This is a genomic window from Pseudomonas sp. TE3911 (assembly GCF_054062775.1).
Genome location: NZ_JBSSFP010000001.1, coordinates 5998693 through 6011929, shown reverse-complemented (window position 1 = coordinate 6011929; position 13237 = coordinate 5998693). Strand labels below are relative to the sequence as shown.

General features: G+C 59.9%; 9 protein-coding genes. 6 read left to right on the top strand and 3 right to left on the bottom strand.

Annotation, left to right across the window (positions count from 1 at the left end; genetic code table 11):
• Window positions 1–84: 84 nt before the first annotated feature.
• A complete protein-coding gene (gene gbdR, locus ACVWXD_RS27340) occupies window positions 85–1188 on the bottom strand; it encodes a choline metabolism transcriptional regulator GbdR (RefSeq protein ID WP_032884022.1) in 1104 nt (367 codons plus the stop codon).
• A 590-nt stretch (window positions 1189–1778) separates the two neighbouring features.
• On the bottom strand, window positions 1779–3155 hold the full coding sequence (locus ACVWXD_RS27335) for an L-serine ammonia-lyase (RefSeq protein WP_099601669.1): 1377 nt from the start codon (window positions 3153–3155) through the stop codon (window positions 1779–1781).
• A 416-nt stretch (window positions 3156–3571) separates the two neighbouring features.
• Between ACVWXD_RS27335 and ACVWXD_RS27330 the strand changes: the two genes are divergently transcribed.
• The 3 genes from ACVWXD_RS27330 to choV all read left to right on the top strand — a co-directional run bounded on the left by ACVWXD_RS27330 (window position 3572) and on the right by choV (window position 6609).
• Window positions 3572–4519 carry a choline ABC transporter substrate-binding protein gene (locus ACVWXD_RS27330; RefSeq protein WP_032884025.1) on the top strand — a complete coding sequence of 316 codons (948 nt, stop codon included), beginning with the start codon at window positions 3572–3574 and terminating at the stop codon, window positions 4517–4519.
• Window positions 4520–4588: 69 nt separating this feature from the next.
• Complete coding sequence (gene choW, locus ACVWXD_RS27325; protein WP_003194913.1) at window positions 4589–5434, top strand: choline ABC transporter permease subunit; 846 nt, start codon at window positions 4589–4591, stop codon at window positions 5432–5434.
• Window positions 5431–6609, top strand: a complete 1179-nt coding sequence (gene choV / locus ACVWXD_RS27320) for a choline ABC transporter ATP-binding protein (RefSeq protein ID WP_032884027.1) — start codon at window positions 5431–5433, stop codon at window positions 6607–6609. Before choW ends, choV begins: the two co-directional genes overlap by 4 nt.
• 177 nt (window positions 6610–6786) lie before the next feature.
• Here choV and ACVWXD_RS27315 read toward each other — a convergent pair whose 3' ends face one another.
• Window positions 6787–8721: a BCCT family transporter gene (locus ACVWXD_RS27315; protein WP_233897097.1), complete on the bottom strand. Its 1935-nt coding sequence runs from the start codon at window positions 8719–8721 to the stop codon at window positions 6787–6789.
• Window positions 8722–9110: 389 nt separating this feature from the next.
• On the opposite strand from ACVWXD_RS27315, the gene betI reads away from it, so the two are divergent.
• The 3 genes from betI (at window position 9111) to betA (ending at window position 13133) form a co-directional block, all read left to right on the top strand.
• The gene (gene betI / locus ACVWXD_RS27310; RefSeq protein ID WP_032884029.1) at window positions 9111–9704 is read left to right on the top strand and encodes a transcriptional regulator BetI; all 594 of its coding nucleotides are present in this window, start codon (window positions 9111–9113) and stop codon (window positions 9702–9704) included.
• 110 nt (window positions 9705–9814) lie between these two features.
• The gene (gene betB, locus ACVWXD_RS27305) at window positions 9815–11287 is read left to right on the top strand and encodes a betaine-aldehyde dehydrogenase (RefSeq protein WP_032884031.1); all 1473 of its coding nucleotides are present in this window, start codon (window positions 9815–9817) and stop codon (window positions 11285–11287) included.
• Window positions 11288–11429: 142 nt separating this feature from the next.
• Window positions 11430–13133, top strand: a complete 1704-nt coding sequence (gene betA / locus ACVWXD_RS27300) for a choline dehydrogenase (RefSeq protein ID WP_032884032.1) — start codon at window positions 11430–11432, stop codon at window positions 13131–13133.
• The last annotated feature ends 104 nt before the right edge of the window (window positions 13134–13237 follow it).

Genomic DNA, 13237 nt, shown 5'->3' with positions numbered 1-13237 from the left:
AGCCGAATCGTCGCACCGCCCCTCCCACACTTGGAATCCATTCCCATGTGGGAGGGGGCTTGCTCCCGATGCAGTCAACTCGGTCTAAAGCCGCACGCTCGCAAAAGTCGACTCATTGCGCGCCTGACTCAACGCCGACATCGGCCCGGCCAACGGTGACAACACCAGCGCCTGCGGAATCGGCATCATCGCCACCTGCTGGGTGGTGTTGGAACCGACGCGCTCATCCCGTGGCGGAATGCCGAAGTATTCGCGGTAGCACTTGGAGAAGTGCGGCGTAGACACAAACCCGCACACCGAGGCCACTTCGATGATCGACATCGGCGTTTGCTTGAGCAACTGCCGTGCACGGATCAGGCGCAGTTTGAGGTAGTAGCGCGACGGCGAGCAGTGCAGGTATTTCTGGAACAGGCGCTCCAGCTGGCGCCGCGACACGGCGACGTACACCGCCAGTTCGTCCAGGTCGATAGGCTCTTCCAGGTTGGCTTCCATCAACGCCACAATTTCCTGCAGCTTCGGCTGGTTGGTGCCCAGCATGTGCTTGAGCGGCACACGCTGGTGATCCTGTTCGTTGCGGATGCGCTCGTACACAAACATCTCGGAGATCGCTGCCGACAGTTCGCGGCCATGATCGCGGCTGATCAGGTGCAGCATCATGTCCAGCGGCGCGGTGCCGCCGGAGCTGGTGAAGCGATTGCGGTCGAGGGTGAACAGGCGGGTGCTCATGGCCACGCGCGGGAAGGCTTCCTGCATCGACGCCAGGCATTCCCAGTGCACGCTGCAATCAAACCCATCAAGCAGGCCGGCACAAGCCAGGGCCCAACTGCCGGTGCAGACGGCGCCAAGACGGCGGGACTGGCGCGCCTGGCTTTGCAGCCACGACACGTGTTCACGGGTAACGGTGCGCTGAATACCCACGCCGCCGCACACGATGACGGTGTCCAGGGCCGGAGCTTTGTGCATGGAGGCATCGGGGGTGATTTGCAGACCGTCGCTGGCCCAGACCTGGTTGCCGTCGACACTCAGGGTTGTCCAGCGATACAACTCGCGACCGGACAATTGGTTGGCCATGCGCAGCGGTTCCACGGCTGACGCCAGGGAAATCAGCGTGAAATTGTCCAACAGCAAAAAGCCGATGGATTGAGGCGCACGGTTCTGGGGTTGGGCCCCTGAGTTGAACGACGTCATCGCGGTATCTCCTCACACTAAGCGGGTGTTGGCCTCAGGCGAGGCTCTTGTTATGGCGGTCGGCCTCAGGAAGGCGACGCTTTAAATAGATAGAGCAAATGCCATGCCTAAAATTGAATGGCTATTCAATAACTCCTGAAAACGACCTGATGACGTGTCTATATAAGCCCGCGCAGGAAGTGCGGGATACGGCCGAAAAGGGACGTAGGAGCAGCACTGCTAAGAGGTGTGAGCAGATCGGTAGCACTTGTGGGAAGGCGCTTTGCGGGCGTAGGAGAAGTCTGTCACCCCATGCACAGGTGACGGGTGGTCGGAGGGAAAATCGTTCGGGAGCTACTTATCTGTTTGCGACGCGCTAAAAGGTGGCGATTTTGGTTGGAGTGTTCACTTGCAGTGAGCGGGCTTGGTCCGCGCTGGGTGGCGAAGCCGCCCCAAAATCAGGCGACCGGGTTTTATCTGAAACTATGTGGTGCCTTTATTGATTGGGGCGGCTTCGCCACCCAGCGCGGGGCAAGCCCGCTCACCACAAAAGCACGCTCACCACAAAAGCCCTGTTCATCACTAAGGCCCTGTTCATCACAACAAGCTCATCAGCACTCCACCGCACTGACCGCCAACCCACCCCGCGATGTCTCTTTGTACTTGTCATGCATATCTGCCCCGGTATCGCGCATGGTGCGGATTACCCGGTCCAGGGAAATAAAGTGCTGACCGTCGCCACGCAAGGCCATTTGCGCCGCGTTGATCGCTTTTACCGCCGCAATCGCATTGCGCTCGATGCACGGCACTTGCACCAACCCGCCCACGGGGTCGCAGGTCAGGCCGAGGTTGTGTTCCAGGCCAATTTCGGCGGCGTTGCACAGTTGCTCCGGCGTAGCGCCAAGAATCTCGGCCAGCCCGGCCGCGGCCATGGCACACGCAGAACCCACTTCCCCCTGGCAACCGACTTCGGCACCCGAGATCGAGGCGTTCTTCTTGCACAGAATGCCTACCGCCGCAGCACTGAGCAGGTAGTCGACCACGTTGGCTTCGGTGACTTCGTCGCTGAACTTCATGAAGTAGTGCAACACCGCCGGAATAATCCCCGCCGCGCCATTGGTAGGCGCGGTGACCATGCGCCCACCCGCGGCGTTTTCTTCGTTGACCGCGAGGGCGAACAGGTTGACCCACTCCATGGCGCTCAACGTCGAGCCAATCACATTGGGCTTGTTCAACTCCTGCAGGCTGCGGTGCAACTTGGCCGCGCGGCGACGCACGTTGAGGCCGCCAGGTAGGATGCCTTCGTGCTTGAGGCCCTGCTCCACGCACGCCTGCATGGCGTGCCAAAGCTTCATCAGGCCGTTGCGGATTTCTTCTTCGGAGCGCCAGACCTTTTCGTTGGCCAGCATCAACTCAGCAACGCGCAGGTTGTGGGTCTTGCACAACTGCAACAACTCCACCGCGCTGGAAAAGTCATAGGGCAACTCGGTGCGGTCCATATCCGCCACGCCGCTTCGGGCCTGGGCTTCATCCACCACGAAACCACCGCCCACTGAGTAGTAGGTGTCGCGGTGCAGCTCGCCATCATCACCAACTACCACCAAGGTCATGGCGTTGGGGTGGAACGGCAGGTTCTCATCGAGCAGACGCATGTCCCGTGCCCATACAAACGGCACCGGCAAACGCCCGTCCAGCAGCAGTGTGTCGGTCTCGCGCAGGGTGTGGATGCGCAGGCCGATCTGCGACGGATCAATTGCATCCGGCCACTCGCCCATCAGGCCCATGATGGTTGCGGTGTCGCTGCCGTGGCCGATGCCGGTGGCCGACAACGAGCCGTACAGCTGAACTTCGACGCGCCGTACTTGTTCCAACAATTCACGTTCACGCAGTGCTTGGACGAACAACGCCGCGGCGCGCATGGGGCCGACGGTGTGAGAACTAGAAGGCCCGATGCCGATCTTGAACAGGTCGAAAACGCTGATAGCCATTAACGTGGAACTCCTCGATAAGCACGGGCCGGACTTGAACAAGCTGCTACGCTCAGATCGCCCAGATGGCGGCATCATCAAGGTTTTATCTGCCGTCACGGCGTCTCACACCGACGCACCCATGCTCACCAGCGTCGCTCGCGTGCGATCGCCTGTTTTGGCCGTTTTCAGCGGCGCAGATGGGCAAAAACTGCGGTTTTGCCTTGGGAAAAACCTGTAAGCGACGTCACCGACACTGGATGCGACCCTCCCTGTACTGGATACGACGCCCCCTGTAGGCGTCAGATTTTCACTGGTACATGATCAGTCTCGACTCGTTTGCAAGGCACCGTGGCAGAGCTGTTGTCGCACGCTCCAACCGCAACACTTATAAAGCGCGGCGAAGGCCGCCAGAAAAAACACAGGAGTCTACCCAGATGAAAGGTTCACCCTCGTTGTTGTTGGCCGCCATGCTGAGTCTTCCCGTCATGGCGCACGCTGCAGAACCGGAACAGTGCAAGACCGTCAACTTCTCCGATGTCGGCTGGACCGACATTACCGTCACTACCGCGACCACCAGCGAAATCCTCAAGGGCCTGGGCTACAAGCCGCGCACCACGATGATTTCGGTACCGGTGACTTACAAGTCCCTGGCCGACGGCAAGAATATGGATATTTTCCTCGGCAACTGGATGCCGACCATGGAAAACGACATCAAGCAGTACCGTGATGCCGGCACCGTGGAAACCGTGCGCGCCAACCTGGAGAACGCCAAGTACACCCTGGCGGTCCCCGAGGCGCTGTACAACAAAGGTCTGAAAGACTTCGCCGATATCGCCAAATTCAAGGATGAGTTGGGCGGCAAGATCTACGGCATCGAGCCGGGTAACGACGGCAACCGCACCATCCAGACGCTGATCGATAAAGACGCCTTCGGCCTGAAAACCGCCGGCTTCAAAGTGGTCGAATCCAGCGAAGCCGGAATGCTCTCGCAGGTGGAACGCGCCTCCAAGCGCGACCAGGCCATCGTGTTCCTCGGCTGGGAACCGCACCCGATGAACACCCGTTTCAAGATGAAGTACCTGACCGGGGGTGACGATTCGTTCGGCCCCAACTACGGCCAGGCCACCATCTACACCAACGTCCGCAAGGGCTATACCCAGGAATGCAGCAACGTTGGCCAACTGCTGAAAAACCTGTCGTTCACCTTGAACATGGAAAGCACCCTGATGGGTAACGTCCTTGACGACAAGATGAAGCCCGACGCCGCCGCCAAGGCCTGGCTGAAAAAGAACCCAGAAGTACTCGACACCTGGCTTGCAGGGGTCACCACCGTCGATGGCAAACCAGGTCTGGAGGCCGTCAAAGCGTATCTCGCCAAGTAATACTGCTGACCCCGGGGCGGTACGCTGCCCCGGGATGTATTCCCTCTTCGCATGTGGACATTCACTACCATGCTGACTGAACAGAAAATCCCACTAGGCCAGTACATCGCTGCCTTCGTCGATTGGTTGACCCAACACGGTGCCAACTACTTCGACGCAATCGCATCGACACTGGAAACGATGATCCACGGCGTGACGTTTGCGCTGACCTGGTTCAATCCGCTGGCATTGATCGGTCTGATTGCGCTGCTGGCTCACTTTATTCAACGTAAATGGGGACTGACGGTTTTTGTCATCGCCTCCTTCCTGCTGATCCTCAACCTGGGGTACTGGCAGGAAACCATGGAGACCCTGGCGCAGGTGCTGTTCGCCACCCTGGTCTGCGTGGTCATCGGTGTGCCGCTGGGCATTGTTGCCGCGCACAAACCGATGTTCTACACCATGATGCGGCCGGTGCTCGATCTGATGCAGACCGTACCGACCTTCGTCTACCTCATCCCTACCCTGACCCTCTTCGGGCTGGGTGTGGTGCCTGGGTTGATCTCCACGGTGGTATTCGCCATTGCCGCGCCGATCCGCCTGACCTACCTGGGTATCCGCGATGTACCGCAAGAGTTGATGGACGCCGGCAAAGCCTTTGGCTGCTCGCGCCGTCAGTTGCTCTCGCGCATTGAACTGCCCCACGCCATGCCGAGCATTGCCGCCGGCATTACCCAATGCATCATGCTGTCGCTGTCGATGGTGGTGATCGCCGCGCTGGTAGGCGCCGATGGCCTCGGCAAGCCAGTGGTCAACGCGCTGAACACCGCCGACATCGCCCTGGGCTTTGAAGCGGGCCTGGCAATCGTGTTGCTGGCCATCATGCTCGACCGCATCTGCAAACAACCCGACGCCAAAGTAGGGGGTGATGCATGAGCATTATCCGATTCGACAATGTCGACGTGATCTTCTCCAAAGACCCACGCGAAGCACTCAAGCTGCTCGACCAGGGCATGCATCGCAACGAGATTCTGAAAAAGACCGGGCAGATTGTCGGCGTTGAAAAAGCCAGCCTGGATATCGAGAAAGGTGAAATCTGTGTGCTGATGGGCCTGTCGGGCTCCGGCAAATCGAGCTTGCTGCGTTGCATCAACGGCCTTAACACCGTGAGCCGTGGCCAGCTGTTTGTGGAGCATGAAGGTCGCCAGATCGACATCGCTTCCTGCACCCCTGCCGAGCTGAAAATGATGCGCACCAAGCGCATCGCCATGGTGTTCCAGAAGTTTGCCCTGATGCCTTGGCTGACAGTGCGTGAAAACATCAGTTTCGGCCTGGAAATGCAGGGCCGTCCGGAGAAAGAACGGCGCAAGCTGGTGGACGAGAAACTTGAGCTGGTGGGCCTGACCCAGTGGCGCAACAAGAAGCCGGACGAACTCTCCGGCGGTATGCAGCAGCGTGTTGGCCTGGCCCGTGCGTTGGCGATGGACGCCGATATTCTGCTGATGGACGAACCCTTCTCCGCCCTCGACCCGCTGATCCGCCAGGGCTTGCAGGACGAGTTGCTGGAACTGCAACGCAAGCTGAGCAAGACCATCGTGTTCGTGAGTCACGACCTCGACGAGGCGCTCAAGTTGGGCAGCCGCATCGCGATCATGAAAGACGGCAAGATCATTCAGTACAGCGTGCCGGAAGAGATCGTACTCAACCCCGCGGACGACTATGTGCGTACCTTCGTCGCCCACACCAACCCGCTGAACGTGCTGTGCGGCCGCAGCCTGATGCGCACGCTGGACAACTGCACGCGAGTGAACGGCTCGGTGTGCCTCGATCCGGGCGGCGACTCGTGGCTGGACCTGGCCGAGGGCAATACTATCCAGGGCGCCCGTCAGAATGGCGTGGTGATGAACCTGCAGAACTGGGCACCGGGGCAAGCAGTAGAAGGCCTGGGCCGAGTACCGACGCTGGTGGATTCGAATATCGGCATGCGTGATGCGCTGCAGATTCGTTACCAGACAGGGAACAAGCTGGTGTTGCATGACAACAACCAGGTGGTGGGGATCCTGGGTGACAGTGAGCTCTACCACGCCCTGCTGGGCAAAAACCTGGGCTAGCAAACACCGCAAACGCCATTGGAGAAACTGGGTCAAACATGTGGGAGGGGGCTTGCCCCCGATAGCGGTGGATCAGTAACAGATGAACTGACTGACACACTGCAATCGGGGGCAAGCCCCCTCCCACATTTTTTTGCCCCGTGGTGTCAGTGACAACACCACCGGGCTTTCAAAGCATCAGCTATAGACACGGCCAAGGAGCTGCCGATGGCTTTCAAACTGATCGAGCACGTCCCGGGTGATCTGTTCCTGGGCGAAGCCCATCAGGTCGTATTCCTGAGGCCCGTTGTGCAGGTACACCTCGGCACGGTAATAGCGGGTGCGTTCTTCTTCAGGCAGGTCGCTCGGCGCCGACGAGTAAGCATCCAGGCTCACTTCATAAACGAACGGGTTGCCCTCTTCCATCTCGATCCGCACACCGATGCAACGCTTGGACTTGCCCAACAGCGTCTGCACTTCCAACCCTTGCTCACGCAACGCGACCGCCGCCTCTTCCAGCGCTGGCGTGACGTGCTTGTCCATGAAGCGCTGCACAGTGCCCTGGCTCGGTTGCAGGTCGAGTGCCGTCAAACGCTCGCTGAAACCACGACGCCCGCGTTCAGCCAGTTGCGCCTGCTCCTGTTCGATCGCCGCGTCCTGGCGCATGGCCTTGTGCAGACCAAACATGAAGAAAATCAGCACCACCGAGAACGGCAGCCCCGCCAACACCACCATGGTTTGCATGGCTTCGAAGTTGCCGGCAAACAGCAAACCGATGGTCACCAGAGTGATCACCACCGACCAGAAGATCCGCAGCCAGTGCGGCGCATCTTCATCCACGTTGCCGCCTTTGCAGGAAAGGTTGGCCATCATCACCGCGCCGGAATCCGCCGGGGTCAGGAACAGCACAAAGCCTACGAAGATCGACACACCAATGACGATTTTCGACGCTGGGTAGTGCTCCAGCAGTTGGTAGATGGCCATGGACGGTTGTTCCAGCGCCGTCTTGCCCAACTCCACCGCCCCTTGGTTCAGCACCAGGTCCAGCGCCGAGTTACCAAAGATCGACAGCCACGCCAGGGTAAAGCCCAGCGGGATCAGCAGCACGCCGGCCACCAGTTCACGCACCGTGCGACCACGGGAAATACGCGCGATGAACATACCTACAAATGGCGCCCAGGAAATCCACCAGGCCCAGTAGAACAGCGTCCACAGGCCCATCCAGCGCTCGGTTTTTTCACCGTCGCCTTCATACACATACAGGTCAAATGTCTTCAGCACGATGCCGTTGAGGTAATCACCGGTGTTCTGCACCAAGCCATTGAGCAAGTGCAGGGTCGGGCCGAACAGCAGGACGAAGATCAGCAAACCGCTGAACAGCACGATGTTGAGGTTGGACAGGCGACGAATGCCATTCTCCACACCCGACACGGCAGCGATGGTGGCGACGGTGCTCATCACGATGATCACGATGAGCAGGTTGGTGTTGCTGTGTTCCATGCCGAACAGGTTTTCCAACCCGGACGACACCTGCAACGAACCGATCCCCAGGTTGGTTACCAGGCCCAGCAGGGTCACGAACATGCCGAAACCGTCCACCGCGTGGCCCGCCGCGCCTTTGACCCAACGCTCGCCCATCAGCGGGTACAACGCCGAACGCAACGCCAGCGGCTGGTTATGGCGGTACGCAAAGTACGCCACGGCCAGGCCGACCAAGGCGTAGATCGCCCAGCCATGCAGGCCCCAATGCAGGAAGGTCAGTTGCAACGCCTGGCGAGCGGCGCCATTGCTGGCGGCCGCGCCTTCAGGCGGGTTGAAGTAGTGATCCAACGGCTCCGAGGCGCCGAAGTACAGCAGCGAGATGCCGATGCCCGACGAGAACAACATGCCGGCCCAGGCGCCGTAGCTGAAATCCGGGGTGTCGTCCTTGCTGCCCAGTTTCAACTTGCCGTAGGACGAAAACGCCAGGCCGACTACGAATACGAGATAGGCGGCGATGACCACCATGTAGTACCAGCCGAAGCTTTTGGAAAGCCACGCCTGGGCTACGCCGAGCATGCGCCCGGCCTCCTGCGGGGCGATGATCAGAATGGCAGTCAACAACAGAATCAGCGCGGTGGAGGTGTAGAACACCCAACCGTTGACCCGCACCTTTTCCGGCGGGGTCTTTATAAGAGAGGCAGAACTCATGGCGCAGATGCTCCGGGCAGTGCGAGAGAGAAACACAAGGCAACGGTTATCCCAGGCCATCGATTTTTCGGCAGTCGACGGACGGGTGTTATAAAGACACCCCGAAAATTCTTGCGCCCCGTCGATGCGGTGCCAGGCGCTTATGCGGCCTGTTTCAAGGGTTTCCCAGGTGTCAGATGTCGCCGCCCTCACGTAGGAAATACCTGTAGGCAGCGACCATTTGTCGCAGAGCTTATTCTTTGTTGATTGAACGTTCAATCAAAACAAAATAGACTGGCCTTCAAGTCGACGAACGTTCATCGCCCGTCGGCAGGCCTAAGGAGAGGTGCTACATGCCCAAGGTCGGTATGCAACCCATACGCCGCCAACAGTTGATCGAAGCCACGTTGACGGCCATCGATCAGGTCGGAATGGGAGATGCCAGCATTGCGCTGATCGCCCGTTTGGCCGGCGTTTCGAACGGCATCATCAGTCACTACTTCAAGGACAAGAACGGCCTTATTGCAGCGACGATGCGCTACCTGATGAACGCGCTGATTGAGAACGTCCACGAACGCAGGCTTGCGCTCACGGACGACAGCCCACGGGCACACCTTCAGGTGATCATCGAGGGCAACTTCGATGCCAGCCAGGTCAACGGCCCGGCAATGAAAACCTGGTTGGCCTTCTGGGCAACCAGCATGCACCACCCGTCATTGCACAGGTTGCAGCGGATCAACGATCAACGTCTGTATTCCAACCTGTGCTGCCAGTTCCGCCGAACGCTGCCGCTGCCGCATGCACGCAAAGCAGCCCGAGGCCTGGCGGCGTTGATCGACGGTTTGTGGTTGCGCGGCGCCCTGTCGGGAGACGCTTTCGACACGGCGCAAGCGCAACGGATCGCTTACGAATACATGGATTTCCAATTGGCCAAGCAGGTGAGTTAGAGCCCTTATAAACGCTCAACCCCTGAACGTCTGCCGCTCAGTGTTGCCACACCCTTATGGCCCACTTAGCGGCGGGTAACGCCAACCACTTATGCACTTGCGAGGACTTTATGGCCCGTTTCGACCTGCAAAAACTCTACATTGACGGCGGCTACAGCGACGCTGGCAGCGATGCCACCTTCGAAGCCATCAACCCGGCTAACGGTGAAGTTCTCGCCCAAGTGCAACGCGCAACGAAAGAAGACGTTGAACGTGCCGTGGTCAGCGCTGAAAAAGGCCAGAAAATCTGGGCCGCCATGACCGCCATGGAGCGTTCGCGCATCCTGCGTCGTGCCGTCGATATCCTGCGCGAGCGCAACGACGAGCTGGCCGCCCTGGAAACTCTGGACACCGGCAAATCCTTCTCCGAAACCAAGTACGTCGACATCGTCACCGGCGCTGACGTATTGGAATACTACGCAGGCCTGGTGCCAGCCATCGAAGGCGAGCAGATCCCACTGCGCGACACCTCGTTTGTCTACACCCGCCGCGAACCGCTGGGCGTGGTCGCCGGTATCGGCGCGTGGAACTACCCGATCCAGATCGCCCTGTGGAAATCCGCACCGGCCCTGGCTGCCGGTAACGCGATGATCTTCAAGCCAAGCGAAGTCACTTCGCTGACCACCTTGAAACTGGCCGAGATCTACACCGAGGCTGGCGTTCCAGCTGGCGTGTTCAACGTACTGACCGGCAGCGGCCGTGAAGTCGGCACCTGGCTGACCGAGCACCCACGCATCGAGAAAGTCTCGTTCACCGGCGGCACCGACACCGGCAAGAAAGTCATGGCCAGCGCGTCGAGCTCTTCGCTCAAAGAAGTGACCATGGAACTGGGCGGCAAGTCGCCGCTGATCGTGTTCGAAGACGCCGACCTGGATCGTGCGGCCGACATCGCGATGATGGCCAACTTCTACAGCTCCGGTCAGGTCTGCACCAACGGCACTCGTGTGTTCGTGCCTAAGCACCTGCAAGCGGCGTTCGAAGCCAAGATCGTTGAGCGTGTTGCGCGCATCCGCGTTGGCGACCCGCAAGACGACAACACCAACTTCGGTCCGCTGGTCAGCTTCGCCCACATGGAAAGCGTGCTGGGCTACATCGCCAAAGGCAAAGAGCAAGGCGCCCGCCTGCTGTGCGGCGGCGACCGCCTGACCGACGGCGACTTCGCCAAAGGCGCATTCGTGGCACCGACTGTCTTCACCGACTGCACCGACGACATGGTGATCGTGCGTGAAGAAATCTTCGGCCCGGTGATGAGCATCCTCACCTACGAAACCGAAGAAGAAGTGATCCGCCGCGCCAACGACACCGACTTCGGTCTGGCCGCCGGCCTGGTCACCAAAGACCTGAACCGCGCTCACCGCGTGATTCATCAACTGGAAGCGGGTATCTGCTGGATCAACGCTTGGGGCGAGTCCGACGCAAAAATGCCGGTCGGCGGCTACAAGCAATCGGGTGTTGGCCGTGAGAACGGCATCAGCTCGCTGAATAACTTCACCCGCATCAAATCGGTACAGGTTGAGCTGGGCGATTACGCCTCGGTGTTCTAAGACCCGAGCCTTGCGTTGCCTTTGAGGCCGCCATCGGGGGCAAGCCCCCTCCCACCTTTGACGGTGTGAACCCGATCACATGTGGGAGGGGGCTTGCCCCCGATGAGGCCCGACCTGACCACACATCAAAGAGGGTGCATTTATGTCCCAAGAATACGACTACATCATTGTGGGTGCCGGCTCCGCCGGTAATACCCTGGCGACCCGTCTGACCGAAGACGAAGGCGTCACCGTCCTGCTGCTGGAAGCCGGCGGCCCCGACTACCGCCTCGACTTCCGTACCCAAATGCCCGCCGCCCTGGCGTTCCCACTGCAAGGCCGCCGCTACAACTGGGCCTACGAGACCGATCCAGAGCCACACATGGACGGCCGTCGGATGGAATGCGGTCGCGGCAAGGGCCTGGGTGGCTCTTCGCTGATCAACGGCATGTGCTACATCCGCGGCAACGCCATGGACTACGACAACTGGTCGAAGCTGCCAGGTCTGGAAGACTGGAGCTACCTCGATTGCCTGCCGTATTTCCGCAAGGCTGAAACCCGCGACATCGGCCCGAACGACTGGCATGGCGGCGATGGCCCGGTCAGCGTGACCACGCCTAAAGCCGGCAATAACCCGCTGTTCCACGCCATGGTTGAAGCGGGCGTGCAGGCCGGTTACCCGCGTACCGAAGACTTGAACGGCTACCAGCAGGAAGGCTTCGGCCCGATGGACCGTACCGTCACGCCTAACGGCCGTCGCGCCAGCACCGCGCGCGGTTACCTGGACACGGCCAAGAAGCGTTCGACCCTGACCATCGTCACCCACGCCCTCACCGACAAAGTCTTGTTCGAAGGCAAGCGTGCCGTTGGCGTGCGTTACCTGATCGGTGCCGCCGAAGAGCGCGTTGAAGCCCGTGCGCGTAAAGAAGTGCTGGTGTGCAGCGGCGCAATCGCTTCGCCGCAACTGCTGCAACGCTCCGGCGTGGGCCCGGCCAAATTGCTGGAAAGCCTCGACATCCCGGTGGTCCATGACCTGCCTGGCGTCGGCGAAAACCTGCAGGACCACCTTGAGCTGTACCTGCAATATGCGTGCACTCAGCCGGTGTCGCTGTACCCGTCGCTGCTCTGGTACAACCAGCCGGCCATCGGTGCCGAATGGCTGTTCAACGGCACCGGTATCGGCGCCAGCAACCAGTTCGAAGCGGGCGGTTTTATCCGTACCCGTGAAGAATTCGAATGGCCGAACATCCAGTACCACTTCCTGCCGGTAGCGATTAACTACAACGGCAGCAACGGTGTGAAAGAGCACGGTTTCCAGGCACACATGGGCTCCATGCGCTCGCCGAGCCGTGGCCGCGTACAACTGAAGTCGAAGAACCCACGGGACTACCCGAGCATCCTCTTCAACTACATGGCCACCGAGCAGGACTGGCAGGAATTCCGCGATGGCATTCGCCTGACCCGTGAAATCATGCAGCAGCCGGCCCTCGATCAATACCGTGGCCGCGAAATCAGCCCGGGCATCGACGTGCAAACCGATGAGCAGTTGGACAAGTTCATCCGCGAGCACGCCGAAACCGCGTTCCACCCATCCTGCTCGTGCAAGATGGGCACCGACGAAATGGCCGTGGTGGATGGCGAAGGTCGCGTGCATGGCATGCAAGGTCTGCGTGTGGTCGATGCCTCGATCATGCCGATCATCACCACCGGTAACCTGAACGCGCCGACGATCATGATCGCCGAAAAAATCGCCGACAAGATCCGTGGTCGCCAGCCGCTGCCGCGCAGCACGGCGGATTACTACGTGGCAGGCGATGCGCCGGTGCGTGGCAAGCCGTTGCGTGAAGTGGGGCCGACTGCGCAGTAACTGATTCACTGCGGTGCCTTCATCGGGGCAAGCCCCCTCCCACATTTGAATGTATTCACAAATCAAATGTGGGAGAGGGCTTGCCCCCGATAGGGCCCTATCAG

What these genes read in the sequence shown, in the direction of transcription:
- gbdR (WP_032884022.1), bottom strand. Translation starts at nt 1,188, where the DNA reads ATGACGTCGTTCAACTCAGGGGCCCAACCCCAGAACCGTGCGCCTCAA.
- ACVWXD_RS27335 (WP_099601669.1), bottom strand. Translation starts at nt 3,155, where the DNA reads ATGGCTATCAGCGTTTTCGACCTGTTCAAGATCGGCATCGGGCCTTCT.
- ACVWXD_RS27330 (WP_032884025.1), top strand. Translation starts at nt 3,572, where the DNA reads ATGAAAGGTTCACCCTCGTTGTTGTTGGCCGCCATGCTGAGTCTTCCC.
- choW (WP_003194913.1), top strand. Translation starts at nt 4,589, where the DNA reads ATGCTGACTGAACAGAAAATCCCACTAGGCCAGTACATCGCTGCCTTC.
- choV (WP_032884027.1), top strand. Translation starts at nt 5,431, where the DNA reads ATGAGCATTATCCGATTCGACAATGTCGACGTGATCTTCTCCAAAGAC.
- betI (WP_032884029.1), top strand. Translation starts at nt 9,111, where the DNA reads ATGCCCAAGGTCGGTATGCAACCCATACGCCGCCAACAGTTGATCGAA.
- betB (WP_032884031.1), top strand. Translation starts at nt 9,815, where the DNA reads ATGGCCCGTTTCGACCTGCAAAAACTCTACATTGACGGCGGCTACAGC.
- betA (WP_032884032.1), top strand. Translation starts at nt 11,430, where the DNA reads ATGTCCCAAGAATACGACTACATCATTGTGGGTGCCGGCTCCGCCGGT.